Source organism: Micromonospora sp. NPDC048947, from assembly GCF_040649495.1.
Taxonomy (GTDB): domain Bacteria; phylum Actinomycetota; class Actinomycetes; order Mycobacteriales; family Micromonosporaceae; genus Micromonospora; species Micromonospora alfalfae.
In genome coordinates this window covers 234,289-261,060 of record NZ_JBEZFO010000003.1, presented here as the reverse complement: position 1 = coordinate 261,060, position 26,772 = coordinate 234,289, and the positions used below count along the sequence as shown (strand labels likewise).

Annotated in this window: 26 protein-coding genes; 12 read left to right on the top strand and 14 right to left on the bottom strand. The window is 72.0% G+C overall.

The annotated features are described in order from the left end of the window. Window positions 1–95 precede the first annotated feature (95 nt). The 3 genes from AB0B98_RS06615 to AB0B98_RS06605 are packed head-to-tail and all read right to left on the bottom strand — an operon-like array spanning window position 96 to window position 2,884. Entirely contained in the window at window positions 96–686 is a 591-nt protein-coding gene (locus AB0B98_RS06615) for a GNAT family N-acetyltransferase (RefSeq protein ID WP_238669900.1), read from the bottom strand. Beyond that, the gene (locus AB0B98_RS06610) at window positions 683–2,194 is read right to left on the bottom strand and encodes an APC family permease (RefSeq protein WP_238669899.1); all 1,512 of its coding nucleotides are present in this window, start codon (window positions 2,192–2,194) and stop codon (window positions 683–685) included. Before AB0B98_RS06610 ends, AB0B98_RS06615 begins: the two co-directional genes overlap by 4 nt. Before the next feature lie 48 nt (window positions 2,195–2,242). Next, the gene (locus AB0B98_RS06605; protein WP_357361298.1) at window positions 2,243–2,884 is read right to left on the bottom strand and encodes a GPP34 family phosphoprotein; all 642 of its coding nucleotides are present in this window, start codon (window positions 2,882–2,884) and stop codon (window positions 2,243–2,245) included. Between the two features lie 168 nt (window positions 2,885–3,052). On the opposite strand from AB0B98_RS06605, the gene AB0B98_RS06600 reads away from it, so the two are divergent. The 3 genes from AB0B98_RS06600 to hrpB are packed head-to-tail and all read left to right on the top strand — an operon-like array spanning window position 3,053 to window position 6,688. Next, window positions 3,053–3,877, top strand: coding sequence for a helix-turn-helix transcriptional regulator (locus AB0B98_RS06600; protein ID WP_357361402.1), 825 nt, complete (start codon window positions 3,053–3,055; stop codon window positions 3,875–3,877). Window positions 3,878–3,918: 41 nt separating this feature from the next. After that, window positions 3,919–4,119, top strand: coding sequence for a DUF397 domain-containing protein (locus AB0B98_RS06595; RefSeq protein WP_112678514.1), 201 nt, complete (start codon window positions 3,919–3,921; stop codon window positions 4,117–4,119). Window positions 4,120–4,147: 28 nt separating this feature from the next. Beyond that, the gene (gene hrpB / locus AB0B98_RS06590; protein WP_357361297.1) at window positions 4,148–6,688 is read left to right on the top strand and encodes an ATP-dependent helicase HrpB; all 2,541 of its coding nucleotides are present in this window, start codon (window positions 4,148–4,150) and stop codon (window positions 6,686–6,688) included. An 8-nt stretch (window positions 6,689–6,696) separates the two neighbouring features. Here hrpB and AB0B98_RS06585 read toward each other — a convergent pair whose 3' ends face one another. Then, window positions 6,697–7,422, bottom strand: a complete 726-nt coding sequence (locus AB0B98_RS06585) for a protein phosphatase 2C domain-containing protein (RefSeq protein WP_357361296.1) — start codon at window positions 7,420–7,422, stop codon at window positions 6,697–6,699. A 274-nt stretch (window positions 7,423–7,696) separates the two neighbouring features. On the opposite strand from AB0B98_RS06585, the gene AB0B98_RS06580 reads away from it, so the two are divergent. Beyond that, window positions 7,697–10,306, top strand: a complete 2,610-nt coding sequence (locus AB0B98_RS06580) for a glycoside hydrolase family 9 protein (protein WP_357361295.1) — start codon at window positions 7,697–7,699, stop codon at window positions 10,304–10,306. Window positions 10,307–10,371: 65 nt separating this feature from the next. Here AB0B98_RS06580 and AB0B98_RS06575 read toward each other — a convergent pair whose 3' ends face one another. Then, window positions 10,372–11,028 carry an HAD family hydrolase gene (locus AB0B98_RS06575; protein WP_357361294.1) on the bottom strand — a complete coding sequence of 219 codons (657 nt, stop codon included), beginning with the start codon at window positions 11,026–11,028 and terminating at the stop codon, window positions 10,372–10,374. Window positions 11,029–11,278: 250 nt separating this feature from the next. On the opposite strand from AB0B98_RS06575, the gene AB0B98_RS06570 reads away from it, so the two are divergent. Further along, a complete protein-coding gene (locus AB0B98_RS06570; RefSeq protein ID WP_357361293.1) occupies window positions 11,279–12,253 on the top strand; it encodes a hypothetical protein in 975 nt (324 codons plus the stop codon). Between the two features lie 206 nt (window positions 12,254–12,459). Beyond that, window positions 12,460–13,713, top strand: a complete 1,254-nt coding sequence (locus AB0B98_RS06565; RefSeq protein ID WP_357361292.1) for an MFS transporter — start codon at window positions 12,460–12,462, stop codon at window positions 13,711–13,713. Between the two features lie 3 nt (window positions 13,714–13,716). On the opposite strand, the gene AB0B98_RS06560 is transcribed toward AB0B98_RS06565, so the two are convergent. The 5 genes from AB0B98_RS06560 to AB0B98_RS06540 are packed head-to-tail and all read right to left on the bottom strand — an operon-like array spanning window position 13,717 to window position 18,289. Further along, entirely contained in the window at window positions 13,717–13,974 is a 258-nt protein-coding gene (locus tag AB0B98_RS06560) for a UBP-type zinc finger domain-containing protein (protein ID WP_238682894.1), read from the bottom strand. Then, window positions 13,971–15,542 carry a Na+/H+ antiporter gene (locus tag AB0B98_RS06555; protein WP_357361291.1) on the bottom strand — a complete coding sequence of 524 codons (1,572 nt, stop codon included), beginning with the start codon at window positions 15,540–15,542 and terminating at the stop codon, window positions 13,971–13,973. The genes AB0B98_RS06560 and AB0B98_RS06555 overlap by 4 nt, the downstream gene beginning before the upstream one ends. A gap of 37 nt (window positions 15,543–15,579) precedes the next feature. Continuing rightward, entirely contained in the window at window positions 15,580–16,545 is a 966-nt protein-coding gene (locus tag AB0B98_RS06550; RefSeq protein ID WP_357361290.1) for a TIGR03885 family FMN-dependent LLM class oxidoreductase, read from the bottom strand. Window positions 16,546–16,597: 52 nt separating this feature from the next. After that, complete coding sequence (locus AB0B98_RS06545; protein WP_357361289.1) at window positions 16,598–18,013, bottom strand: NADP-dependent succinic semialdehyde dehydrogenase; 1,416 nt, start codon at window positions 18,011–18,013, stop codon at window positions 16,598–16,600. A 12-nt stretch (window positions 18,014–18,025) separates the two neighbouring features. Next, the gene (locus AB0B98_RS06540; RefSeq protein ID WP_130400182.1) at window positions 18,026–18,289 is read right to left on the bottom strand and encodes a DUF6343 family protein; all 264 of its coding nucleotides are present in this window, start codon (window positions 18,287–18,289) and stop codon (window positions 18,026–18,028) included. A 122-nt stretch (window positions 18,290–18,411) separates the two neighbouring features. Between AB0B98_RS06540 and AB0B98_RS06535 the strand changes: the two genes are divergently transcribed. After that, window positions 18,412–19,005 (top strand): antibiotic biosynthesis monooxygenase, encoded by a 594-nt coding sequence (locus AB0B98_RS06535; RefSeq protein ID WP_357361288.1) that lies wholly within the window; start codon window positions 18,412–18,414, stop codon window positions 19,003–19,005. Window positions 19,006–19,125: 120 nt separating this feature from the next. After that, window positions 19,126–19,977 (top strand): GDSL-type esterase/lipase family protein, encoded by an 852-nt coding sequence (locus tag AB0B98_RS06530; protein ID WP_357361287.1) that lies wholly within the window; start codon window positions 19,126–19,128, stop codon window positions 19,975–19,977. An 18-nt stretch (window positions 19,978–19,995) separates the two neighbouring features. On the opposite strand, the gene AB0B98_RS06525 is transcribed toward AB0B98_RS06530, so the two are convergent. From AB0B98_RS06525 to AB0B98_RS06515, 3 genes are all read right to left on the bottom strand, one after another. Then, a complete protein-coding gene (locus AB0B98_RS06525) occupies window positions 19,996–20,751 on the bottom strand; it encodes an EcsC family protein (protein WP_357361286.1) in 756 nt (251 codons plus the stop codon). 49 nt (window positions 20,752–20,800) lie between these two features. Next, window positions 20,801–20,947 (bottom strand): hypothetical protein, encoded by a 147-nt coding sequence (locus tag AB0B98_RS06520; RefSeq protein WP_167457721.1) that lies wholly within the window; start codon window positions 20,945–20,947, stop codon window positions 20,801–20,803. A gap of 106 nt (window positions 20,948–21,053) precedes the next feature. Further along, window positions 21,054–21,908: a peptidase M23 gene (locus AB0B98_RS06515; protein WP_357361285.1), complete on the bottom strand. Its 855-nt coding sequence runs from the start codon at window positions 21,906–21,908 to the stop codon at window positions 21,054–21,056. A gap of 420 nt (window positions 21,909–22,328) precedes the next feature. Here AB0B98_RS06515 and AB0B98_RS06510 point away from each other — a divergent pair, with 420 nt between their 5' ends. From AB0B98_RS06510 to AB0B98_RS06500, 3 genes are read left to right on the top strand one after another with little or no spacing between them, the layout of a single operon-like run. Further along, the gene (locus AB0B98_RS06510) at window positions 22,329–23,249 is read left to right on the top strand and encodes a PAC2 family protein (RefSeq protein WP_091401570.1); all 921 of its coding nucleotides are present in this window, start codon (window positions 22,329–22,331) and stop codon (window positions 23,247–23,249) included. A gap of 37 nt (window positions 23,250–23,286) precedes the next feature. Further along, window positions 23,287–24,084: an exodeoxyribonuclease III gene (locus AB0B98_RS06505; RefSeq protein ID WP_357361284.1), complete on the top strand. Its 798-nt coding sequence runs from the start codon at window positions 23,287–23,289 to the stop codon at window positions 24,082–24,084. Between the two features lie 17 nt (window positions 24,085–24,101). After that, window positions 24,102–24,419, top strand: coding sequence for an antibiotic biosynthesis monooxygenase (locus tag AB0B98_RS06500; RefSeq protein ID WP_238669882.1), 318 nt, complete (start codon window positions 24,102–24,104; stop codon window positions 24,417–24,419). 130 nt (window positions 24,420–24,549) lie between these two features. Here the strand turns inward: AB0B98_RS06500 and AB0B98_RS06495 are convergent, their stop codons facing one another. Further along, window positions 24,550–25,467: a zinc-binding dehydrogenase gene (locus AB0B98_RS06495; RefSeq protein WP_357361283.1), complete on the bottom strand. Its 918-nt coding sequence runs from the start codon at window positions 25,465–25,467 to the stop codon at window positions 24,550–24,552. A 365-nt stretch (window positions 25,468–25,832) separates the two neighbouring features. Between AB0B98_RS06495 and AB0B98_RS06490 the strand changes: the two genes are divergently transcribed. Then, window positions 25,833–26,708 carry an alpha/beta hydrolase gene (locus AB0B98_RS06490; RefSeq protein WP_357361282.1) on the top strand — a complete coding sequence of 292 codons (876 nt, stop codon included), beginning with the start codon at window positions 25,833–25,835 and terminating at the stop codon, window positions 26,706–26,708. Window positions 26,709–26,772: the final 64 nt, after the last annotated feature.

Below are 26,772 nucleotides of genomic sequence, written 5' to 3'. Positions count from 1 at the left end.
CCGGGTCCGTGGACCCGGCCCTTTCCTCTGTCCGTGCTGTCACGCGAGCGTTACAGTGCGACCACAGGATGTGCTGCTCGCGTCGACTGACCGGCTCAGTGCCCGACGGGCTCGCGCCACATCGGCCAGAACGGCGTGCCGTCAGGCACCCGGAACGGCTCGCCGGCCAGGTAGCCGTGCTTCGCGTACAGGTCCCGGCTGCGCGGGCTGCTCGCCTCCAGGTACGCCGGCATTCCGTTGGCGTCCAGCCAGGCGTGATGGTGGCGCATCAGCGCGCTTCCCAACCCCTGCCCCTGCCGGTCGGGCCGGGTTGCCAGGAACGCGAGGTGGTGGTGATCCGGATGCGGGTGGTGCGCCGCGAACAGCTCGTCGAGGTGCTGGAACCGGTCGGTCCACTCACCGCAGGCGGCGGCCAGTCGGGCGTCGTAGTCCGCCGGCGGCGGCGCCGGCTCACCGACCGACGGAAACCACACCGCGACCGAGGCCCGGTCCGCTGTGGCGTGGACGATGCCGTGCCGCATCGCGTGCCCGACCAGGATCTCGAAGTCGCCGGCCAGTACCGCCTCCCGCTTGCTCGGGTCGGGCACCAGCCAGTAGGTCACCTCCAGGACGGTGAACGCCTCGGCGATCCGACCCGCCACGAGGGTGGTCTCCTCCGGCCCGAGTTGCTCGATGACCACGCTCATCGGGTCACCTCCACGGCGGCCGGCGCGTCCGGCTTGACGGCGGCCGTGGCGCTCGCCGCCCCCAGACCGATCCGGGCGTACGTGTCCGGGCGGTTGCTGCGCAGCAGCAGGGCCCAGCCGATGCCCAGCAGGGCCGCCACCGGGTACGCGGCGGGCAGCGCCCACCGCAGCGTCGAGTCCGGCGCGACGCCGAGCAGGTTGGCGAAGTTCGACACGGCCAACCAGATGATCACGAAGAGCGCGATGGTGGCCAGGCCGGGCGCGATGGCCCGTCGCCAGAGGTTCTCGCCCCCGGCGGAGCGGGCGAAGTAGGCGATCACCGCCACCGAGGTGGTGGCGATCAGCAGCAGGACACCGAAGCCGCCGGTGGTGCCGACCCAGAAGAAGAGCTGGACCACCGGATCCCAGCCGTTGATCGCGTACAGCAGGATGACCAGCAGTCCGAGGACGCTCTGCGCCACCGAGGCGGCCCGCGGCGCTCCGGTACGAGCCGAGGTCTGCCCGAACACCGCCGGCAGCACCCGTTCCCGACCGAGCGCGAAGGTGTAGCGGGCCGTGGTGTTGTGGAACGAGATCATCGCGGCGAGCACCGAGGTCAGGAAGAGCACCTGCCCGATGGTGACTGCGGTGTCGCCGAGGTGCGCGGCGGCCAGGTTGAAGATGAGCCCGACGCTCTGCTCGCCGGCCTCGGCGACGATCTGGTCCTGCCCGACCGCGACGGTCATGGTCCAGGACGACAACGCGTACAGCCCGGCGATGATCGCCACCGAGAGGTAGGTGGCCAGCGGCACGGTGCGCTTCGGGTCCTTGCTCTCCTCGCTGAAGACCACCGCCGACTCGAAGCCGACGAAGCCGAGGACGGCGAGCACCAGCACCGCGCCGACACCCGGCACGAAGAGGTTGTCCGGTGAGAACGGGGCGAAGCTGACCCCACCCTCGGCCGGGTTGCCGAGCTGTCCCAGGTCGAAGACGAGGACCACCACGATCTCGGCGACCAGCAGCGCGGCCAGGACCATGCCGTTGAGGTCGACCCGGAGCAGGCCGAGCAGGCCGACCAACGCCCACGCCACCAGGGCCACGACGCTCCAGTGCGGGTGCCCGCCGAAGAGCCGGTCGAGCACCGGCTCGGCCGCCACGCCGATGGTGCCGTACAGCCCGACCTGCAACGCGTTGTACGCGATCAGCGCGACCCAGGCGGCGCCCACGCCGGCCGGTCGGCCGAGGCCGCGGGAGACGTAGGCGTAGAAGGCGCCGGCGTTCTCCACCCGGCGGGACATCGCCACGTAACCCACCGAGAAGAGCGCGAGCACCGCGGCGATCAGCAGGAACGCCAGGGGGATGCCGGTCACCCCGATGACGCCGTAGCCGGTGGTGACGACGCCGGCCACCACCGTCAGCGGCGCGGCGGCGGAGAGGACGAAGAAGATCACCGAGGGGATGCCGAGGCGGCCTCGGGCCAGGGCTTCGGAGACGTTGCTGGGTCGGTCGACTGTCGATGTCGGGGGCATACGACTACTCCGATTGTCGAGGGGAGGGTTGGGGGTTACCGGAGGGGATCAGGGGATGCCGCGCAGCACGGCGGCGCCGACTGCGGCCTCGGTGTGCCCGACGAGTTCCTTGAGTGGCGCCGGCAGCGCGGGGATGAGGACGTTCAACCGGTGGTGCGCGCGGGGGCCGGCGCTCCACAGCACCTCGCGGGTCAGCCCCGCGGCCACTACCAGGCCGAGCAGCAGGGCGTCCGGCACACCCGGCGGGTCCGGCCGGTCCAGCAGGGCCCGTAGCCGGGTGGCCGGCCAGGCCACCGCGTTGAGGTCGATCGGCAGGTAGCTGACCGTGGTACGCAGCAGCCGGCGACTCTCCTGGCGGCGCAGCACCCCGGCGCGGGCCAACCGCTCCCCCACCGAGGCCGTGGCGCTCTGCGCCAGGAAGCTCAACCAGGTGCGCAGCTCCCGGTGCTGGGACTCGCCGACCAACTGGTCCAGCACTGTGTGTGCCAGGGCGTCGGCCGGAGGACGCCGGTCGATGACGGTGATCTGCCCGGCCGTGACCATGATGTGTCCATAGAGGAGCAGCTCGCCGAGGAGCCCACCGGCCAACCCGAGCCCGGTCGCCGCCGGGTGCAGTTTGGCCTTGCCACGACTGTCGTTGTGTGCGATCAGGAAGAACTCGTCGGCGATGAGCAAACGGTCCTCCCGCACAGGTGTGTCCACAGTGATGCGACCGGGAAAGGATGCACCGACAGCTACTGCAACGCAACTCCCAGATTTGAAAGTTGCACTCCGTGCATCTGCGACCTGCGGATCTTGTCGTGGCAGACTCGGACGGTGACCGCCACTCCCGCCATCCGACCCGCCGCCAGCCCGACCGTGCGGCGACGCCGCATCGCCCGGGAACTCCGCCAACTTCGGGAACGCGCGGGCATGACCCTCGATGTGGCAGCCCGTCAGCTCGACATGTCCAAGAGCAACCTCTCCCGGATCGAGACCGCGCAGATCGGCATCAAACCGCGCGACGTCCGGGCCGCTCTCGCGCTGTACCAGGTGACCGGTTCGGATGCCGAGGCGCTCATCGAGATCGCCAGGGGGGCACAGCAGCGCGGCTGGTGGCAGAACTACAGCGACGTGCTCCCCGAGTGGTTCGAGTTCTACGTCGGCCTGGAGGCGGAGGCGGCGGCGCTGCGCACGTACGAGGCCGAGTCGGTGCCCGGACTGCTGCAGACCGAGGCGTACGCCCGGGAGATCTTCCGCCGCACCGCCGGCGAGGACGGTCTGGAGCGCAAGGTCGCCGCCCGGCTGCGCCGGCAGGAGGTGCTGCGCCGCGAGGACCCCGTCGATCTGTCGGTGATCCTCAACGAGGCGGTGCTCCTGCGCCCGGTCGGCGGGGCCGCGGTGATGGCCGAGCAACTCGTCCACATGAGCCGAATCGCTCAACTACCCAACGTGACAATTCAGGTACTTCCCTTCACCGCTGGCGGGCATCCCGCGATGAGCACCCCGTACGTGATCCTCAACTTCGCCGATGCCGCCGACGCGTCAGTGGTTTACCTGGATAACCTCACGATGGGGCTGGCTCTGGAGGAAGGCGATCATGTGCTCGGGTATAGCCTTCTGCACGAGGAGCTGTGCCGGATGGCGCTCGATCCGACGGCGTCGTTGACCCGTCTTGAGCATGCTTCTCGTAACTTTGCGTGACCGCCTCTGCGGCACGCCGACGCAGACGAGAGGTACCGCGGATGACGGCGTACGACCTGACCCGAGCGGACTGGCGCACCAGCACGCGCAGCAGCGGCAACGGCAACTGCGTGGAGGTCGCGACAGTCGACGGTCAGGTCGCCGTCCGGGACAGCAAGGACCGCTCCGGCCCGGTGCTCGCCTTCGGTGCGACGGCCTGGCGGGCCTTCGTGCTCGGCGTCGGCGAGGTCCGTCGCTCCTGACGCACCCGTCCCGGTGCGAGACTGGGCCGTGCTCTCCGACGTAACAGTTGACCTGCCGGTCCGTCCGGTGCTGCCGGCGCTGGTCGCGGCACTCGACGCGGCCGGCGCCGGTGTGCTGGTGGCTCCGCCGGGCACCGGCAAGACCACCCTCGCGCCGCTGGCGGTGGCCGACCGGGTGACCGGTCGGGTGGTGATCGCCCAACCCCGCCGGGTGGCGGCCCGTGCGGCTGCCCGGCGCATGGCCGAGCTGCTCGGTGAGCGGGTCGGTGAACGGGTCGGCTACGCGGTACGCGGCGAGCGCCGGGTCGGCCCGGCCACCCGGATCGAGGTGGTCACCACCGGCCTGCTGGTCCGCCGGCTGCACCACGACCCGGAGCTTCCCGGCACGGGTGCCGTGCTGCTCGACGAGTGCCACGAACGCCAACTCGACGCCGACCTCGCGCTGGCCTTCACAGTGGAGGCGCGCGCCACCCTCCGGCCGGACCTGTGGCTGCTGGCGATGTCGGCGACCCCGGACACCGACCGGTTCGCCGCGCTGCTGGGCGGGCCGGCCCCGGCCCCGGTGGTACGGGCCGACTCGGCGTTGCACCCGGTGCAGCGGATCTGGGTGCCCCCGGCGCGCCCGATCGCCCCGCCCGGGGCCGGACCGGTGGACCGGGCCCTGCTCGACCACGTGGCCGCCACCGTCCGGCGTGCGCTGCGTGAGCACGACGGCGACGTGCTCGTCTTCCTGCCCGGGGCCGGCGAGATCGCGGCGGTCACCGGCCGGCTGGCCGACCTGCGGGACGCGGTCGCGCTGCTGCCGCTGCACGGCCGTCAACGCGGCACCGAGCAGGACGCCGCGCTGCGTCGCGCGGACCGGCGGCGGGTGGTGCTGGCCACCGCGCTGGCCGAGACCAGTCTGACCGTCCCGGGTGTGCGGATCGTGGTGGACGCCGGGCTGTCCCGGGTGCCCCGGATCGACCTGGCCCGTGGGCTGGGCGCGCTGGTCACCGTGCCGGTCTCCCGCGCCGCCGCCACCCAGCGGGCCGGCCGGGCCGGCCGGGAGGCCCCCGGGTACGTCTACCGCTGCTGGTCGGCGGCCACCCACGAGCGGCTGCCCGCCCGTGCCGAGCCGGAGATCGCCACCGCCGACCTGACCGGCTTCGCGTTGGAGCTGGCCGCCTGGGGCCGACCGGACGGCGTCGGGCTCGCGTTGCCCGACGCGCCACCGGCCGCCGCGATGACAGTGGCCCGGGACACCCTGCAGACCCTTGGCGCTGTCGACGCCGACGGTCGGATCACGGCACGGGGGCGGTCGATCGCCGCCGCCGGGGCGCACCCACGGCTGGCTCGGGCGCTGCTCGACGGCGCCGGCCGGGTCGGCGCCGACCGGGCCGCCGAGGTGGTCGCACTGCTCGCCGAGGAGAGCGCGGCCGGCCCCGGTGACGATCTGGTCGCCGGTTGGCGTCGGCTGCGCACCGGCGTGGACGCGGGCGCGACCGCCCGCTGGCGCACCGAGGTACGCCGGCTGCGGGCCGCGCTGCCTGCCGGCGCCCCGCCGAAGGGCCGCGCCGACGCCACCGGCCGCACCGGCTCGGGTGGGCTGAGCGACGATCTCGCCGCCGGGCTGCTCGTCGGTCTGGCGTACCCGGAACGGTTGGCCCGGGTGCGGCGGCCGGGCGGTTCGGCGTACCTGATGACCGGCGGGACCGCCGCGGAGCTGGCGGCCGGCTCGGGGCTGGCCGGGTCCGACTGGCTGGCGGTGGCGGTCGCGGACCGCACCCCCGGCGCGCCGTCGGCCCGCATCCGCCGGGCTTCCCCGGTGGACGAGGCGACGGCCCGGGAGGCGGCCGGTCCGTTGCTGCGCACCGGCCGCGAGGTCGGCTGGTCCGACGGGGACGTGGTGGCCCGGGAGGTGACCCGGCTGGGCGCGATCGAGCTGGTCCAGCGGCGGCTGGACCGGCCGGACCGGGCGGAGGTGGCCGCCGCGCTGCTGACCGGACTACGCCAGGACGGGCTGAGCCTGTTGCAGTGGACGCCAGCGGCTCGGGCGCTGCGCGAGCGGCTCGCGTTCCTGCGGCACCACCTGGGCGAGCCGTGGCCGGAGGTCGGCGACGACTCGTTGCTCGACACCGCGCCGACGTGGCTGGGCCCGGAGCTGGCCGCGGCGCGACGCCGGGCCGACCTGGCGCGAGTGGACGTGTCGTCGGCGCTGCGTCGGCTGCTGCCCTGGGCGCAGGCCGCCCGCCTCGACGAGCTGGCCCCGGAGCGGATCGAGGTGCCGAGTGGCTCTCGGATCCGGCTGGACTACGGCGACCCGGCCGCGCCGGTGCTCGCCGTGAAGCTTCAGGAGACGTTCGGCTGGCCAGCGGCCCCCCGCATCGCCGATGGTCGGGTGCCGGTGCTGCTGCACCTGCTCTCCCCCGCCGGCCGGCCGGTGGCGGTCACCGCCGACCTGGCGTCGTTCTGGCGTACCGGCTATCCGCAGGTCCGCTCCGAGCTGCGCGGGCGCTATCCCCGGCACCCGTGGCCGGAGGATCCGGGAACGGCGACACCCACCCGGCACGCCACGCCACGTCGGCGCTGAGCGCCGGCCTACTCCTCGACGACGTCGGCCACCACTACCGTGACGTTGTCCGGCGCGCCGGCGTGCAGGGCCAGGTCGATCAGCTTGGCGGCGCAGGCGTCCCGGTCCGGATAGCCGCTGAGCACCTCGGTGAGGGTGTCCGGGCGAACCACGTTGGAGAGGCCGTCGCTGCACAGCAGCCACCGGTCGCCGGCCCGGGGCACCATCGTCGCGTACGACGGGGAGACCTCCTCACCCTGCAAGGCCTGGGTGACCACGGCCCGGCGCGGGTGGCTGCTGGCCTGGTCCGCGGTGATCACGCCCTGATCCACCAGCATCTGGACGAACGTGTCGTCCCGGGTGACCTGCTTGAGCACTCCCTCGCGCAACAGGTAGGCCCGGGAGTCGCCGACGTGCGCGAGCGCCAGGCAGCTGCCGGTACGGGCGAAGAGCAGGGCGGTCAGCGTGGTGCCCATGCCCTGGCGCTCCGGATCCTCGGCGACCGCCTGTCGGATCCGGGAGGTGGCCAGCGCGATGCCGCCTTCGAGCGCGGCCACCAGGGCGTCCTCGGGTGTCTCCACGTCCAGCGGGGCGAACGCGTCGATGGTGAGGGCGCTGGCCAGGTCGCCGGCGGCCATTCCGCCCATGCCGTCGGCGACGGCGACGAGCCAGGTGCCGGCGTGCAGGGCGTCCTGGTTTCCGCTGCGGATCAGCCCACGGTCGCTCGTTCCCACGGAACGCAGCTTCAGGGTCATGGGAGGCAGCCTGCCAGGCGAAGGGCGCAGTTGTCTCTAGGAGATCAGGACGACGGCGCGTGGCGCGGCCAATCTCACGTCCGGGTGGTGGCGCGTCGGAGGGTGCCGCCCGGGCTGAGCGCCCTCGTCGGATGCTGAAACCCATCCAACCAGATCAATTGACATGGCGTACCGGCACTGGAAACATCGAGCCGATGCCTGGGAGCGCTCCCAGGTTCCTTCGCATCACAGTGCTACCACCAACGTCCCACTTTCCGTCCCGGAAGGACTCCCCGTGACGCCATCCCGACGCCGCCTCCTGTTGGCTGCGGCGACCACTCTGGCCCTCACCGGCGCGGGCGCCGGCGCGGCCCACGCCGACCCACCACCGGACGCCCCCGAGCAGATCGACAACGGCGACTTCAGCGCCGGGGTGAGCCCCTGGTTCTCCTTCGGCACCGGCGCGCTGGCGGTCACCGACGGCCAGCTCTGCACCACAGTCGCGGGCGGGCTGGCGAACCCGTGGGACGCCGGCATCGGCCAGGACGGCGTGCCGCTGATCGCCGGCGCCGAATACACCCTCGGCTTCGCTGTCTCCGCCACCCCCGGCGCCGCTGTCAAGGCCGTGTTGCAGCTCGGCAGCGCCCCGTACACCACGTACGCGGCAGTGGACGCCACCGCGACCGGCACGCTCCAGCGGGTCGAGCAGACCTTCACCGTCCCGGACGACAACCCCAACGCCCAACTGATCTTCCAGGTCGGCGGTTCCGCCCAGGCGCAGACCATCTGCCTGGACGACGTCTCGCTGCGCGGCGGCGAGCCGCCCGAGCCGTACGTGCCGGACACCGGGCCACGGGTGCGCGTCAACCAGGTCGGCTACCTTCCCGGCGGCCCGAAGAACGCCACTGTCGTCACCGAGGCCACCACGGCGCTGCCCTGGCAGCTGCGCAGCGCCGCCGGCGCCGTCGTGGCCAGTGGCACCACCACCGCTCGCGGTGTCGACGCCGCCTCCGGGCAGAACGTGCAGACAGTCGACTTCTCCAGCTACCGCACCCCCGGCACCGGGCTCACGCTCACCGTCGACGGTGAGACCAGCCACCCGTTCGACATCTCCGGCGCCCTCTACGACCAACTGCGCTCCGACTCGTTGCAGTTCTTCTACGCCCAGCGCAGCGGCATCGCCATCGACGGTGACCTGATCGGCGACGAGTACGCCCGCCCCGCCGGCCACCTCGGCGTCGCACCCAACCAGGGCGACACCAGCGTGCCCTGCCAGCCGGGTGTCTGCGACTACTCCCTTGACGTGCGCGGCGGCTGGTACGACGCCGGCGACCACGGCAAGTACGTGGTCAACGGCGGCATCGCCACCTACCAGCTGCTGAACACCTTCGAGCGGACCAAGACGGCGGCCACCGCCAACGGCGGGGCGGAACTCGCCGACAGCACGCTGCGGGTGCCCGAGCGCAACAACGGGGTGCCGGACATCCTCGACGAGGCCCGCTGGGAGCTGGAGTTCCTGCTTCGCATGCAGGTGCCCGCCGGCAAGCCGCTCGCCGGCATGGTCCACCACAAGATCCACGATCAGAACTGGACCGGGCTGCCACTGTCCCCGCAGGACGACCCGCAGCCGCGCGAGCTGCACCCGCCGTCGACCGCGGCCACCCTCAACATGGCCGCCACCGCCGCCCAGTGCGCCCGGCTCTTCGCCCCCTACGACGCGGCGTTCGCGACCCGCTGCGGCACTGCCGCGAAGACCGCCTACGCCGCGGCCAAGGCCCACCCGGCGGTGTACGCCAGCCCGACCGACGGCACCGGCGGCGGCGCGTACGACGACAGCAACGTCACCGACGAGTTCTACTGGGCGGCCGCCGAGCTGTACCTGACCACCGGGGCGCAGAACTACCTGGCCGACCTGACCGCCTCGCCGCACCACACCGGCAACGTGTTCGACGCCCGGGGCTTCGGCTGGCAGAGCGTCGCCGCGCTGGGCCGCCTCGACCTGGCCACCGTGCCGAACGGGCTACCCGCCGCCGACCTGGCCCGGGTCCGCGCCTCGGTCACCGCCGCCGCCGACACGTACCTCGCCGAGCTGCGCCGGCAGGCGTACGGGCTGCCGATGCCCGGTGACGCCAACAGCTACTTCTGGGGCGGCAACAGCAACGTCATCAACAACGCCGTGGTGCTGGCCACCGCGTTCGACCTGACCCGCAACCCCGCCTACCGCGACGGGGCCGTGCAGGCAATGGACTACATCCTCGGTCGCAACGCCCTGAACATCTCCTACGTCACCGGGTGGGGCGAGCACGCCGCGCAGAATCAGCACAGCCGGATCTTCGGCCACCAGCTCGACCCGAACCTGCCCCGACCGCCCGCCGGCTCTCTCGCCGGTGGCCCGAACGCCGCCCTTCAGGACCCGTTCGTGGCGCAACTGCTCGCCGGCTGCGAACCGATGTTCTGCTACGTCGACGACATCAACTCGTACTCGACGAACGAGGTGGCGATCAACTGGAACTCGGCGCTGACCTGGATCGCCTCGTTCCTGGCCGACCAGGGTGACGCCGGCGCGGTGCCGGCCACCACCTGCACGGCTCGCTACACCAACTACGGCGCCTGGCAGGGCGGCACCGGGTTCACCGGGCAGCTGACCATCCAGAACACGGGCGCCACCGCCGTCAACGGCTGGAGCGTGCGGTTCGCGTTCACCGGTGACCAGCGGGTGCGCGAGGCGTGGCTGGCGAAGGTCACCCAGTCCGGCGCGACGGTGACCGCGCGCAACGAGTCGCACAACGCCAAGATCGCCCCCGGCGGCTCAGTGATGTTCGGCTTCAACGCGACCACAGGCGGCGGCGCGAACCCGGGCCCCGGCCTGGTCACCGTCAACGGCGCGGCCTGCTCGCTGACCTGAGACCCGTCCTGGTGGCCGCCAGGGGAAGGCGGCCACCAGGACGGCACGAGCACGCGGTCGGCGGGTCAACCGCCGGCCGCGTTGTGCTTCGCGACCAGGCTCGGGAGTTCGTCCAGCGAGTCGATCCGGAACAGGCACCGCTCGGCCACTGTGGAGGGATCGAGGATGTGCCCCCATGGACCGCGTCGGATCAGGCAGGTCTTCATGCCCGCCTCCAGGGCCGGGCGCACGTCGTTGTCGGGACGGTCGCCGACGTACAAAATCGACGACGCGACACCACCGCAGACGGCGACGATCCGCTCGAAGAACGCCGGTGACGGCTTCGCCACACCCCACCCGTGCGACGTGCCGATCACGTCCACCGGAAGGTCGAGATCGCGCAGGGTCGCCTCGGCGTGAGCTGGCTGGTTGCCGGCCAGGCCCACGAACAGGCCCTGGTCCTTCAAGGACGCCAGGCACCCCCGCGCGTCCGGGTAGAGATCCTCCTCGGCGAACGACTCCGGCTGGCCGGCAGCCTCCCGACGCTCCAGCTCGACGGTGAGATCGAAGTCGGGCCGGAAGACCCGGAACGTCTCCTGATAGTCCAGACCCCGGGCGATCACCGCACCGAAGACCGCCGAGAAGGTGTGCCGGGGCACGCCGAGCCAGTCGGCCCAGGCGGCGAACTCGTGGGACTCGTCGAGAATTGTCCCACCAACATCGAAGATGACCGTGTCAATCATGCCCGTCCCCCGTTGACGCTCGCACTGTCGGTGGAGCATAGACGGGGGTACGCGCGGCCGGCGAGCTTGCATGATCAGTTGATGGTGGGTGGCGGGAACTCCGGCGGCGGTGTTGTCGCTGCGCAGGACAGTTCGAGGGCGCGCGGGCGAGGTGCCCGCGGCTGGCGCTGTCGAGCTGATGACGTGAACGAATCGCCGGCACGCGGCGAAACCGATGGATCGGACGCGCCGGCTGAGCCATGGTGACGCCATGGATGGCGGCGATCTGGTTGGTGACGATCTGGCTGGCAGTGGGTCGGCAGGCGGTGGGTCGGCAGGCGGGGACCTGACCGGCGCGGAGCGTCGAGTGTGGGCGGCGATGCCAGCGGGGTCCCGCAGCGCATTGTCCGGGCTGTCCGGCGCAGACCTACGCAGTCTGCTGTTGCGCGTGGCCCGCGACCGGGCGGCGACCGCGCGACCGTCCGCTGTGGTACGACGGTGGCACGAGGACCGCTTCGTCCGCCCGGCTCGCGCCGATCCGCGTGTGCTCGCACAGGTGGAGGCCAGGATGTGGCAGCTACTGCCCGCCGACGTCGCCGGGGTGGAGCTGTCGCCGGTCGTACCGGTCGGCACCTGCTCGGCGGTCGCGCCGGTCAGCCAGAACAGGATCGTCACCACGATGCGCGCCAGCGAGGTGCTGAGCGATCCCACCAACGCCCTCGCCATCGAGGCGGCCGTACGTCGCCGCCGACAGAGCGAGGTGCACCTGGCCGCTGCCCATCGGGTGCTACGGGCGCAGGACTTCGGCGGCGACGCGTCGGCGCACTTCCGGCTCTTCGCCCTGGTATCCAGCGCCCGGGACACCGGCTCGGGTGCCACGCAGGCCCGGCTGCTGGTTCGGCACCTCACCTACTGGCGGACGGTCCTCGCCGAACTGGCACCGACCGCCGCGCCCCAGCTACACGTCACCCACTTCGACGACGAGACCGTCCGGGAGCGGCTCACCGACACCGTCCGACCGGCGCTCGACGCGGGTGTGGTGCCGCTCGTGGACGAACCGGAGCGCTCTCGCGGTCGCGGCTACTACACCGGCTGCGCCCTGCGGATCACGATGCTGGACGGCAGCCTGGAGATCGGCGACGGCGGCCTCACCGACTGGACCGCTCGGCTGAGCGGTGACGCGAAGGAACGCTGCCTCGTCTCCTGCCTCGCCACCGAACGTCTGGTCGACGGCATCAGCCGCTGAGCCCGGCTCAGTGAACCTGGAGAGCCAGCCAGCCGCAGGCCGTCGGGCGCACGACCCGCGAAGACCACCTCGTCCATCGTTCCGAGTGGCCACTCGTCGTCGTCGCAGGAAGCGACCGATCCTGGCCGGGGACCCGGAGGCGGGCTGTGACGGATGCCGCACCCGGCGGGGCGTCGGCGAGCATCCGTCGACCCTACGGTCGAGGTGTGGGCACCACGGCAGAGGTCGGCGGACGCTGGCGGTCGCTGTCGCCGCTTCCGCCGCCCGGTCGGCTGCGCACTCTGTCGCTGGCCACCCTCGCCAACACGGTCGGCACCGGGCTGTGGGTGACGGGCGCGGCGCTCTTCCTCACCCGCGTCGTGGGGCTGAACCCGACCGAGGTGGGGCTCGGGCTCACTCTCGCCGGCCTGGTCGGGCTCACTGCCAGCGTCCCGCTCGGCGGGCTCGCCGACCGACGTGATCCCCGGAGCCTCCGGGCCGTCCTGCAACTGGCACAGGCCGCCGTCGCCGCCGCGTACCTGCTGGTCGACTCCTTCCCGGTCTTTCTGCTGGTGGCCACACTGGACGCTCTGCTGATCTCCGGCAACCTTGCCGTCCGCGGCGCGCTGGTCGCCGCGGTGGGCGGCCCGCAGGGCCGGGTGCACGCCTTCGCCACCCTGCGCGCGGTGGCCAACCTGGGTGTGGCGCTCGGTGCGGGGCTGGCCGCGTTCGCGCTGGTGGCGGACACCGGGTGGGCGTACCGACTGCTGGTGCTCGGCAACGTCGCCACCTATCTGATCTCGGCGGCCCTGATCATGCGACTCCCGGCGTACCCGCCGGCCCGGCGGCCAGTGCGGCAGAGAGCCGGCCGGGCGCTACGCGACGGGCCGTTCCTCGCGGTCGCCGGAGCCTCGGCGGTGCTCTCCGTGCACCACGTGGCGTTGACGCTGGTGCTGCCGCTGTGGGTGGTGGCGCACACCGATGCGCCTCCGGTGACGGTCTCCGCCCTCCTGCTGGTCAACACGCTGCTCACGGTGCTGCTCGCCGTACGGCTCAGCGGGAGCGCCCGGCACGCGGTGCCGGCGGCGGCGACGATGCGCCGGGCGGGGTTGGTGCTCGCGGCCGGGATGCTGCTCTGGGCCGCGACCGCCGTCGTGCCCACCACTGTGGCGGTCGGCCTGCTGCTGGCCGCGACGGTGATCTACACCCTGGGCGACCTGTGGCACGCCGGGGCCGGAGCGGCGCTGGCCTACGACCTCGCCGCCCCGGACGCCCTCGGCGCCTACCAGGGGGTCGACGGACTGCTCGCCGGACTGGTCCGTGCCGCCGGGCCGGCCCTGCTGACCTGGTTGATCATCGACGGCGGCCCGGTCGGCTGGCTGGTGCTGGCCGGGTTGCTCGCGCTCACCGGCCTCGCCGTGCCGCCACTCACCCGACGCGTCCTGGCCCACCGCGTCAACCGGTCACCGCACCAGGGCTGACCGTCAGCCGATCTCCTCGTCGACGAAGCACCAGCGCCAGGCCTCTCCCGGCTGCGCCGAGCGGATCACCGGGTGGCCGGTGGACGCGAAGTGCTTGCTCGCGTGCTGGTTCGGCGACGAGTCGCAGCAGCCGACCTGCCCGCAGCTCAGGCAGGTGCGCAGGTGCACCCAGTAGGTGTCGCCGGTGGCGACGCAGTCCGCGCACTCGTCGGGGGTACGCGGCTCGGCGGCACCGGCCTCGGTCAGGTGCTGACAGCTCACTTCTCAACCTCTCGCAGCAACGACTCTTCCAGGTCCAGGTCACGGTAGGCCCGCACCAGCACCTCCTCAGGGATCCGACCGGAGTCTCGGGCCGCCCGGAACACATCCCGCTCGGCGTCGATCATCTCCTGCCGCAGCCGACCGTACGCCTGCGACGGGGTCTCCCGCTCGTCGCCGCCGAGTCGTTCCCACGCCATGTTGGTGCGGTCCTCCACCGCTCGGCGCAGCCGGTCCACCACCGCGTCGGGCGCGCTGGCGGCCAACTCGTCGAGGCGGTCCTGGGCGGCCTTGCTGGCCTGCTGCTGCACGGCGGCCGCGGAGAGCGCGTCCTGCACCGGGTCGTCCGGTGGCAGCTTCAACCGGCGGGCGACCAGCGGCAGGGTGGCGCCCTGACCGACAAGGGTGAAAACGATCACGGCGAAGGCCAGCCAGATCAACAACGCCCTGGGGTACGGCTCGTCGTCGGCCAGGGTCAGCGGCAGGGCCAGCGCGGCGGCCAGGGTCACCACGCCCCGCATGCCGGCCCACCCGATGATGATCGGGAACTTCGGTGACGGTCGCTCGTCACGGCGGCGGACCCTGGGGACCAACCGGGCCAGGTAGGTGGCCGGGAAGAGCCAGACGAACCGGGTCAGGAAGACGGTGGCGAGCACCGCGAAGGTGATCAGGATGAGCGATCCGATCGGCTCGTCGAGATCGCGCAACACCTCCCGTAGTTGCAACCCGACCAGGAGGAAGACCAGACCCTCCAGCAGGAATCGGACCAGCCGCCAGAACGCGCCGATCTGCAACCGGGACGCCGCCGACAGCAGTTGGGGCAGCTTGTGCCCGAGCACCAGGCCGGTGACGACCACGGCGACCACACCGGAGGCGTGCAGGTGTTCGGCGGTGAACACCACAGCGAACGGGATGATCAGCGACAGCGCGTTGTCCAGCAGCGGGTCGGTGATCCGCCGATGCAGGAAACCGAATACCAGCGCCCCGAGCGCCCCGATCAGGATGCCGCCGCCGGTGGACCGCAGCACCTCGATGGCGATCTTGTCGGCGCCGACGGCCGAGCCGACGGTGGCCATCGTCGCGACCCGCAGCAGCACCAGCGCTGTCGCGTCGTTGACCAGGCTCTCGCCCTCCAGGATGGTGACGACCCGGCGGGGCAGTCCGACCCGACGGGCGACGGCAGTGGCGGCCACGGCGTCCGGTGGGGCCACCACCGCGCCGAGGGCAAGGCAGATCGCGAACGGCAGTTGCGGCAACAGCAGGTGCAGCACCAACCCGACCACGAAGGCGGTGAACAACACCAGGCCCACCGCGAGCAGCAGGATCGGCCGGATGTTGTTCTTGAACGCCGGCACCGAGGTCTCCAGCGCCGCCACGTAGAGCAGCGGCGGCAGGATGCCGACCAGCACCAACTCCGGGTCGAGTTCCACCTGCGGGAAGCCTGGCACGAACGAGAGCGCCAGGCCGAGGACGACCAGCACGATCGGCGCGAGCAGGCCGAGCCGGCGCGCCAACGCGGCACCCAGTGTGGCGATCGCCAGGAAGACGACTACCGGAAACAGGCTTTCCATGGGGTACGAGCCTAGGGGTACGCCCGTTCGACCTCGATCAGCCGCCCGGGCGCAGCTTCGGCAGCACCTCCGCGCCGAACGCGTCGATGAAGCCGCGCTGCTCCTGCCCGACGTGGTGCAGGGCGATCTGGTCGAAGCCGAGCTCCAGGTACTCCTCCAGCCAGCCGACGTGCCGACCCAGGTCCGCCGACACGTTCACCACCTCGGCGACCCGCTGCGCCGGCACGTCGGCGGAGACCACGTCGAAGTGTTCGACGGTCTCCAGGTCCCAGCAGACCGGCGGGGCGAAGACGTTGCTGCGCCACTGGTCGTACGCGAGCGCCTCGGCCTGAGCCTGCTCCGGCGCCCAGGAGACGTGCACCTGGAGGTGCAGCGGCCCACGTCCGCCCGCGTCCCGGTACGCGTCGATCATCTCGCGCAGGTGCGCCACCGGGGCGTTCACGGTGATCAGCCCGTCCGCCCACTCGGCGCACCAGCGGGCGGTGGCCACGCTGACGGCGGCGCCGACCAGCGCGGGCGGCTGCTCGGGGCGGGTCCACAGTCGGGCCCGATCCACCCGGACCAGGCCGTCGTGGCTGACCTCCTCGCCGGCCAGCAGGGCCCGGATCACGTCCACGCACTCGCGCAGCCGGGCGGCGCGCACGTCCTTGCGCGGCCACGGGTCGCCGGTGATGTGCTCGTTGCTGGCTTCGCCGGTGCCCAGGGCCGCCCAGAACCGGCCCGGGTACATCGCGCCGAGGGTGCCGATCGCCTGCGCGATGATCGCCGGGTGGTACCGCTGACCGGGCGCGTTGACCACGCCGAACGGCATGCCGGTGGCCTGCAACGCCGAGCCCAGCCAGGACCAGGCGAAGCCGGACTCGCCCTGCCGGGCGCTCCACGGGGAGAAGTGGTCGGAGCACATGGCGGCGTCGAAGCCGGCCCGCTCGGCGTGGATCACCGCCTCCAACAGGGCGCGTGGACCGATCTGCTCATGCGAGGCGTGGAACCCGAACGACGTCATGGGCACACTTCCTACCCACGACGGCACCGGCTGACGCGTGCCGCGCCCCGAACTACTCGGCGTGCGCGCCGGCGCCGGCCGAGGCGGCGCCCTCGCCCACCCAGACCGTCTTGGTGTTGCAGAACTCCCGCATGCCCAGCGCCGACAGCTCCCGCCCGTACCCGGAGTTCTTCACACCGCCGAAGGGCAACTCGGGGTACGAGGTGGTCATCCCGTTGATGAACACGTTGCCGGCGTCCAGGTCGGTGGCGAAGCGCTCCTGCTCGGCCGGGTCCCGGGTCCAGGCGTTCGAGCCGAGTCCGAAGCTGGTGCCGTTGGCGACCTCGATCGCCTCCTCGTACGACGAGACCCGGAACAGGCCGGCGACCGGGCCGAAGACCTCCTCGGACCACATCCGCATCTGCGGGGTGAGGTCGGTGACAACTGTCGGCGGGTAGAACCAGCCGTCGCCGCTCGGCGGCTCGCCGCCGCAGAGCACTGTCGCGCCGTTGTCGACAGCGTCGCGGACCTGGGCGTGCACCTCGTCGCGGCCACGCTCGCTGGCCAGCGGCCCGACGTCGGTGTTCGGGTCCATCGGGTCGCCGACGCGCAGCGCGGCCATGTTGGCGGCGAACCTCTCGGCGAAGGCGTCGAACACGTCGGTGTGCACGATGAACCGTTTCGCGGCGATGCAGGACTGGCCGTTGTTCTGGCAGCGGGCGGTGGTGGCGACCTCGGCGGCCCGGTCCACGTCGGCCGAGGGCATCACCACGAAGGGGTCGCTGCCGCCGAGTTCGAGGACGGTCTTCTTCAGCTCCCGGCCGGCGATCTTCGCGATGGACCGGCCGGCGGGCTCGCTGCCGGTGAGCGTCGCGGCGCGAACCCGGGGGTCGCTGAGGATGTGGTCGACGGCCTCCGAGTCGACAAGCACTGTGGTGAAGGCCCCCTCGGGGAAGCCTGCTCGCCGGAACACGTCCTCCAGCAGCAGCGCGGTCTGCGGCACGTTCGAGGCGTGCTTGAGCAGGCCGGTGTTGCCGGCCATCAGCGCCGGGGCGGCGAAGCGCATCACCTGCCAGAGCGGGAAGTTCCACGGCATCACCGCGAGCACCACGCCGATCGGCTGGTAGCGGATGAACGCCCGGGTGGCCTTCACGGCGTCGGCGTCGGCGGGCTCGTCGGCGAGGAACGCGGGGGCCTTGTCGGCGTAGAAGCGGGCGGCGCTGGCGCACTTGGTGACCTCGGCCTGCGCCGCGACGTACGTCTTGCCCATCTCCGTGGTCATGATCCTGGCGATCTCGTCGCGCTCGGCGTCCAGCAGGTCGGCTGCGGCGTTCATCCACTGGGCGCGCTGGTCGATTGTCGTCGTCCGCAGCTGGTGGAACGCGAGGTCGCTGCGCTCGATGGCGTCGTCGAGTTGCTCGGTGGACATCGCCTCATAGGTCTTGAGCACCTGTCCGGTGGCGGGGTTGGTGGTGGCGATGTGGGGCATTCCGTCCTCCTGTCACTCGAACAACGAGTGTCGTACGCCCGGCTCCTCGCGGCGGCGGGCGGCGCGGCGGCGCTGGATCACGACCAGGTCGACCACGGCGACCACCGCGAAGATCGCGCAGAGTACGCCGAGCCAGGCGATGCCGGCCCAGAACGCCAGCACCGCGAAGATCACCATGATCACCAGCCCGAAACTGGCGAGGGTGAGCCGAAGGTTCAACGCGCTGTTCGCGTGGCCGACCGTGCCACGGGCGCGCCGGGGCTGCGATCTCGTCATACCCACCGACCTACCCCCGATCGGCCGGATTAACCGGTACCGCACGCCTGCACGCCCGCACCCGGCGGTGTGCTCCGGCACATCCGTTCGCGCTGCGGCCTCGTCGACCGCAGGATGGGCGCATGTCAATGACCCTCGCCGTGCCGGTGACCGTCTCCATCGCCCGCCGCGTCGATCCCGGCCGGGCCAGCGAGATGGTGGCCTGGATGCGGGCCGGCACCGCGCTGGCCGAGGCGTTCCCCGGGTTCCTCGGCGCCGGCTGGGTGCAGAGCGGCCCCGGGTCGCCGGAGTGGCACATGCTCTACCGCTTCGCCGACGCCGAGACGCTGCACCGGTGGGAGGAGTCGCCGCAACGGCTCTGGTGGCTCAGCTCGGCGCAGGGCATCGTCGAGCACACCCGGGTCGAGCGGCGTACCGGGATCGAGGGCTGGTTCGACAGGCCGCTGGAGCATGCGGTGGATCTGGTGGAGCCGGCCCCGCCAGCGTCGCCGCCCCGCTGGAAGCAGGCGGTGACCATCTGGCTGGCGTTCTTCCCCCTGAGTCTGACCGCCACCCTGTTGACGAGCCGCTTCCTCGACGCGGTGCCGCTGGCGGCCCGGGTGCTGCTGATGACGCTCTGCCTGACCCCGCTGATGACCTACCTGGTGCTGCCCCGGATCACCCGGGCGTTGCACTGGTGGCTGCACGGTCAGCGGGCACCGTGGCGGGACGCATAGCACCCCGACGGCTCGTGCGTCGGCACTCTGCCGCATACCCGACAGCAACTTCCCGGCTACCCGGATCCTGCGCATAGAGTTACCGCGCTGTCGCTCTGTGCTGCGGGAACGGGAGACGTCATGCCTCGACGCTGGGTCGCCGCCCTGGCCTGTCTCGCGGCGCTTGTCGCACTGGCCTGCGAGGGCGGCAACTCCGCGGAACCCCGCCCCACCACGAGCGCCAGGCCGTCGAGCGGGCCCGGCGGCATCGCCGCCCTCGGCGACTCGATCAGCACCGGCTTCGCCTCCTGCCTGGTGCTCACCTCCTGCGAACGCAACTCCTGGTCGACCGGGGACGGGCTGCGGGTGCAGAGCCACTACCGGCGGCTGCTCGAACAGAACCCGGCGATCCGCGACCGGACGTACAACCACGCCCGTCCCGGCGCCCGCGCGGACGCTCTCGTTGGTCAGGCCCAGGCTGCGGTACGCGACCGCGCCGACTACGTCACAGTGCTGATCGGCGCCAACGACGTCTGTCGGGGCGGGGTGGACGCGATGACGCCGGTGGCGCAGTTCCGGGCCGACGTCGACAGCGGGCTGCGGGTCCTACGGACCGGCCGGCCGAAGGCCCGGGTGCTGGTGGTGAGCATCCCCGACCTGTACCGGCTCTGGGAGGTCGGGCACGACGACGCCCGGGCGACCCGCGCGTGGCGGCGGGGCATCTGCCCGGCCCTGCTGGCCGAGGCGACCTCGACCGCTCCGGCCGACCGGGCGCGCCGGGCCGCCGTCCGGGACCGGATCGACGCGTACAACGCCGAGCTGAAGGCGGCCTGCCGGGCGTACGGATCCCGGTGCCGGCACGACGGCGGCGCGTTGCACAAGGTCCGGTTCACCCTGGACCTGCTCAACCCGCTGGACTGGTTCCACCCCAACGCCACCGGCCAGGGCCGCATCGCCGAAGTGACCTGGCGCTCCTCCGGCCTGGCCAGCTGACGACCCCGGACGGGTCCGTCAGGGTTGGCGCGGCTCGGGGACGGCGTTGCCGCGGGTGCCGTAGAGGGCCCGGGACCGCTGGGCGAGGTCCTTTGTGGCCGACGAGTTGGCCCAGGTGCCGAGCACGATGGCCGCACCGGGGACGATCTTGGCGACCATCCGTTTCGCGGCCCGGACGCCGGCCATCTGGGCCAGCCGGACGCCGAGTTGCAGCATGACCCGACCGAGCGGACGCTGGCCGCCCAGGCCGAAGAGCGCGTCGGCGCGTTCCCGGCCGGCAGCCACGCCGAGCGCCAGCCGGGCGCTCTCGGCGACCTTGTGCACCCGCTGGAGCACCAGCAGGTCGGTGGCGCGGTCACTGTGCAGGGGGTCGACGTCGTACGCGGCGGCGATGTGCAGCACCATCCGCGCCTGGGTCCAGGCCAGCACGCCCACGTCGATCACGGCGCCGGGCAGCCCGGCCGCGCCGGAGACCGCGCCGGACAGTCGGGCCAGGTTGACGAACTTGCGGGCCGCCTGGTCGGCCAGGACGTCGGCGGAAACCCCGGGCTGCTCGGCCCGGGCACGGGCGGCCCACTGCACGGCTTCCGGCCCGAGGCGGCGCACCGCCTCCAGGGCAAGGTGCTCCGGCGCGTACTGCGGGTCGTCACGCATCCGGTCCCAGAGCCGGGCCGGCGGACCCTCGGGGGCGTCCACCGGCCCGGCCGGCAGGTCGACGGACGGCTGCGGAGTAGGGGCGGCGGATTGACCGCCGACGGGCGGAGTGTCGGTCACCAGGTCTCCCCAGGGGTGGAAACGGTGGACAGGGCGGCCGATGGAGCGGTCAGCGGCGGCGGTTGGACAGTCGAGCCGCCAACCCCTTCAGCTTCTGCTGGTTGCCCGGCTTGGCCATCTCTCGACGACCCCGCTCGACCAACTGCTGCCCCTTCGGCGATCTCAGGAACGTGGTGATCCGCTGCATCAGTGACATGGCGTCCTCCTGTCGATGGTCCCGTAGTCATGTGTACCCCGAACCCGCAACACATGTACCCGGGATGCGACAGCCCCAACCCTGGCCGTCCATAGTGGGCGGTAGGTTACCGCCCCGCCGGCACGATGGCGTCAACGACCCGGGCGGCCCGCCACTCGTGCTGCTGGTAGTGCTCGGGATACGCGGAGACCTGTACCGCCTGGGCGGCGTCGGTGAGCCGCATCCGCTGCCAGCCGGGCACCTGCTCCAGCGCGCTGAGGAACTGCCGGGTGGCGAACTCGGGGTCCATCAGCCGCCCCACCGGGCCCCAACCGCTGCTGGAACGCTGCTGGAACAACCCGACCGAGTCGTGGTCCCAGCCGACGCCCTGGTGCGGATAGTCCTGCGACTCGGGCAGGACGCCGCTGGCCACGTTGTAGAGATTGCTCTCCTGCATGGCGGTGGCCACCGCGATCACCAGACCCCGGCGCGGCACACCCATCTTGCGGCCGGTACGGACGATCGCCTCGGCGTTCTCCATCTGGTCCTCGTCCAGCCCGGCGACGGGGGCCGGGTCGGTCGGGCGAGCCGGAGCGGCAGTGCGGGCCGACGCGGTGGTGTCCGGGTCGGCAGGGCTCGCCGTGGGGGCGGCGGCAGACGCGCTCGGCGCGGCCGTGCGGTCGAGGGAACGGGAGGCACGTTGCTGCTCGGCGCGCTGCGCCAACTCGGAGCTGGAAAGCGATCCACTTCGGGTCGCCGCGTCGGCGTCGTCGTTCCGAACCTGGACGACGGCGGTCAGACCGAGGCAGCACACCACACCGGTGGCCAGCGCCAACTGTGCCCGGCGTCGACCGCTCAGGTCCCGGGCGTACGCCCGGAGCCGGCTCGCGGCGGTTGTCCGTTCGGTTGAGGTGCCATCCTCCGTATCGGCAGTGGGCCTGCTCGGGGCGTACGGGTCGTCGAGGGTGCCGTCGTCACGCATCAACCGAGGCTAGGCAGGTGGAAACCCTGATCACGCACGGTGATCACGTGGCACTCGACACAGATCGGAGCCGTACTGGTGGACGAGCGGGGCGCGGTGACCCGCCCGGGGAACGGACCTCGCGTACCGGATGAAGCTGGCGCCGCACGCGGACCGGCACGGGTCCGGACAGAACCCACCATTCCACCGCCGAGCCTGACATGATCGACAAACTCGGCCTTTGGGCCGAACCGCCCCTCGGCCGTTCGGCCACGAGGCTCGACCTGGAGGCGTAAACAGCCGATTAGTCCGGTCACGCCCACCACCCGGCCAACGGATCGCCCGACGCAGGAATGCGCCAGGATGGCGGGTACGTTGCCCGAACGGGTGCCCTCCGTCGCGACGGCGCCCCGCAGGCACATTTCAGGGAGGTCCGCACCGGTGCTCGACCCACACGAGCTCTACCAGCTCACCGACGATCTGCCCGACCTCGGGCAGCCGGTCCTGATCCAGGCCCTCACCGGGTTCGTGGACGCCGGGAACGCCAGCCGACTGGCGCGTGAGCAGCTACTCACCTCGCTGGAGGGTCGGCCGATCGCCACGTTCGACGTCGACCAGCTCTTCGACTACCGATCGCGACGACCGGTGATGACCTTCGTCGAGGACCACTGGGAGAGCGTCGACGCGCCCAAGCTGGAGCTGCACCTGCTACAGGACGACGACGAGACCCCGTTCCTGCTGCTCACCGGCCCCGAACCGGACCTGCAGTGGGAACGTTTCGTGGCCGCCGTGGCCGGGCTCGCCGCCCGGCTGGACGTCCGACTCACAGTGGGGCTCAACTCGATCCCGATGGCCGTCCCGCACACCCGGCCGACCGGAGTGACAGCGCACGCCACCCGCCCCGAGCTGATCGCCGGCTACGAGCCCTGGTTGCAGCGCGTCCAGGTGCCCGGCAGCGTCGGTCACCTGCTGGAGTTCCGCCTCGGCGAGCAGGGCCGCGACGCGCTGGGCTTCGCCGCCCACGTGCCGCACTACGTGGCGCAGACCGAATACCCGGCGGCCGCCGAGGTGCTGCTCACCTCGGTGTCGCGCAGCACCGGCCTGCTGCTGCCCGGCGACGGGCTGCGCTCGGCCGCCGAGGTGGTCCGGGTGGAGATCGACCGGCAGGTCGCGCAGACCGAGGACGCCGCGGCCCTGGTCCAGGCCCTGGAGGAGCAGTACGACGCGTTCGCCCGAGGTCGGGGCGAGAAGAGCCTGCTCGCCCCGGATGCCGGCCCGCTGCCCACCGCCGACGAACTCGGCGCCGAACTGGAACGGTTCCTGGCCGAACAGACCCGTCCCGGCGACACCCCGGGCAGCTGACAGGGCGTCGCGGCGGCGGATACGGCAGGCTGGGGGCATGCGCCTGGCGACCTGGAACGTCAACTCGGTGAAGGCCCGCCTACCCCGGCTGCTGGAGTGGCTGGCCGACACCGGGCCGGACGTCGTCTGCCTGCAGGAGACGAAATGCCCTGACGGCGCCTTCCCGGTGACCGAGGTCGGCGCGCTGGGCTACACCGTGGCCAGCCACAGCGACGGCCGGTGGAACGGGGTGGCCATCCTGTCCCGGGTCGGGCTGGGCGACGTCCGGGTCGGGTTCGCCGGTGAACCCGGCTTCCCCGAGCCCGAGGCGCGGGCCATCTCCGCCACCTGCGACGGGGTGCGGGTCTGGTCGGTGTACGTGCCCAACGGCCGGACGCCGGACGACCCGCACTACGCATACAAGTTGGCCTGGTTCGCGGCCCTGCGCGACGCGCTGGACACCGAACTGGCCAGCGAGTTGCCGCTGGCGGTCTGCGGCGACTTCAACGTCGCCCCGACCGACGCCGACGTCTGGGACCCGGCGGTCTTCACCCACTCCACGCACGTCACCCCGGCCGAGCGGGCTGCCCTCGCGGCGCTGCGCGACCTGGGCCTCAGCGACGTCGTGCCGACCCCGATGAAGGGCCCGCACCCCTTCACCTACTGGGACTACCGGGCCGGCATGTTCCACCAGAACAAGGGCATGAGAATCGACCTGGTGTACGCGTCCGCGCCGTTCGCCCGCGCCGTCCGCTCCGCGTACGTGGACCGGGAGGCCCGCAAGGGCAAGGGCCCCTCCGACCACGCGCCGATCGTTGTCGACGTGGACCTGGTCCCGGCGGTCGAGGCGTTCTGAGTGGCTAGGGTGGGCAGATGGCAGTCGTGAAGATCAACGCAATCGACGTCCCGCCCGGTGGCGGCGCGGAGTTGGAGAAGCGGTTCGCCGCGCGGGCCGGCGCTGTGGAGAACTCCCCCGGTTTCCTCGGCTTCGAACTCCTCCGCCCGGTGGCCGGCGAGACCCGCTACTTCGTCTACACCAAGTGGGAGAGCGAAGAAGCATTCCAGGCGTGGGCCGCCGGCCCGTCACGCGCCGCCCACGCCGCCACCCCCGGCGACAAGCCCCGCCCACCGGTCTCCACCGGTGCCAGCCTGCTGGAGTTCGAGGTGGCGCTGCACGTCCCCCAGCCCTAGGAGCGCCGCCTCCGGGCGCCAACGCGGCTTGATCCACTCCGTTTCGCTGAAGCCGGGGTGTCCGCGTCAGTGGGACACCCCGACATCAAGGATCCCGTGTCGATCAACCCCGGGAGCAACGCAACCCGCCTCACGGAATGAGGAGGGCCTTGCCCGGAATCGAGCGCGCCTCCATCGCGCGGTGAGCGTCAGCCGCGGAGGACAGTGGGTACTCGCGTGCGATCACCGGGCGTATCCGCCCCTCCACCGCCTCGGTCAGGGCCCTGCTCGCGAGCCGCACCATCTCCGGCGCCTCGAACTGGACATCCGCGATGCCGTGCAGGTCGATGCCGCGCGCCCGCGAACTCGACAGGTCCATCGTGGCGAACTCGCCACTCGCCGCCCCATGGGCCGACACCCGCCCGCCGTCGGCCACCAGGTGAAAGGCGTCGCTGCCGAGTTTTCCCCCGACACCGTCCAGCAGCACATCGACGGACAGACCGCCGAGGGCTTCGCGTACCGCGTCGGTCCACCCGTCACCCGCGTAGTCGACGACAGCGTCGGCGCCGAGCCGTCGTACCAGTGCGAGCTTGTCCGCGCCACGGGCCGCTCCCACGACCTGCGCACCGAGACGGTGGGCGAGCTGAACAAGCAGCGTTCCCATGCCGCCCGCGGCCCCCAGGATCAGGACCCGGTCGCCCGGCTTGACGCCGACACCGTCGATGATGCCCATGGCGGTCACGCCGTCGTGTGCGAGAGCAGCCGCTTCCCGCAGGCTCAGTCCGTCGGGGACCGGCACCAGCCGGTCGACGCTGGCCCGAACCAGTTCAGCGTATGAACCCCGCGTCCCGGCACCCGCAACGACCTGGCGGCCAAGCCAGGACCCAGAGACGCCTGGACCGGTGGAGACCACCGTTCCCGCCGCTGCGCCGCCCGGTACGTACGGCGGGGTGACACCGAACATCCCACCCCAGCCACGGCGGATCTGAGTCTCCAGGTAGATCGTGTCCACGGCCTCGGCCCGAACGATGACCTGCCCCTCCGTGGCTTGCGGATCGGGCAGGTCCACCAGGATCAGAACCTCTGGCCCCCCGTACTCAGAAACCTGGATCGCCCGCACGTATGTCTCCGATCAGCCGCGGTCCAGTGCTTCGGACCCGCTTCCGTACCTCGTGTCAGCGACGCTAGGACCTGAATGCTGGTTGAAGTCAAGCGGAAGTCGGGAGATCGATGGCGAGGTTCACCGGTACGTCGCAACCACGCCGCCACACCCACAGATGTGCCCAAGCCAGCACCGCAGCCGAATCGCGCCGGACCGGCTGTCGCCGTTGATAGCGTCGAGGCAGACCGAGCGGTATTCGGCCACCAGTCGCCCTGCCAGCCATTCCACGCCGTTCGTTCAGGGCGCATCCCAAGGCACGGGGGACCCTGGTCATGTTCGACGGCTTCGAAGAGTTCGACATCGAGACGCCCGGCGCGACGATCCACGGACGCCGCGGCGGAAGCGGGCCGCCCGTTCTGCTGCTGCACGGCATCCCCGAGACACACCTCATGTGGCACCAGGTCGCGCCACGGCTCGCCGAGCACTACACAGTCGTCGCCACCGACCTTCGGGGCTGGGGTGACAGCGGCAAGCCGCCGAGCACTGCGGATCACGAGCCGTACAGCATGCGCGCCATCGCCCGCGACCAGATCGCGGTGATGCGGAGCCTGGGCCACGAGCAGTTCCGACTCGTCGGCCACGATCGGGGGGCGCGCTGCGCGTACCGGCTCGCGCTTGACGAACCGGACGCCGTCACCCGACTGGCAGTGATGGACGTGGTCCCCATCGGCGACGTCTACGACCGCGCCGACCGGACGTTCAGCCTCTCCTACTGGGTCTGGTCCTTCCTGGCGGCACCGGCGCCGGTGCCCGAGCAGTTCATCGACGCGGCGCCCACGGTGCTCGTCGACTTCATGCTCGACACCTGGCCCGAGGTGAAGGACGCCTTCCCCGCCGAGGTCCGGGCGGCGTACGTCAAGCAGTTCAGCGACCCCGCCACTGTGCACGCGATCTGCGAGGAGTTCCGCGCCGCAGCGACGCTGGACTACCAGCAGGACGAGGCGGATCGCGGAAACCGGAAGATCGCCTGCCCGGTGCTGTTTCTCTGGAGCCAACGCGGCCAGGTAGCGAAGCTCTACGACGACCCGCTGGCGATCTGGCGGGAGTGGGCCGACGACGTACGCGGCGAGCCGGTCCCGGTCGGGCACTTCATTCCGGAGGAAGCCCCCGACGAGACCACCAGCCAACTCCTGGCGTTCCTGAGCTGACGCCTGGCCGACCCGCCGACGCCGAGGCCGAGTAGCCGCCCTCCACCCACCGGACCGCCCACCC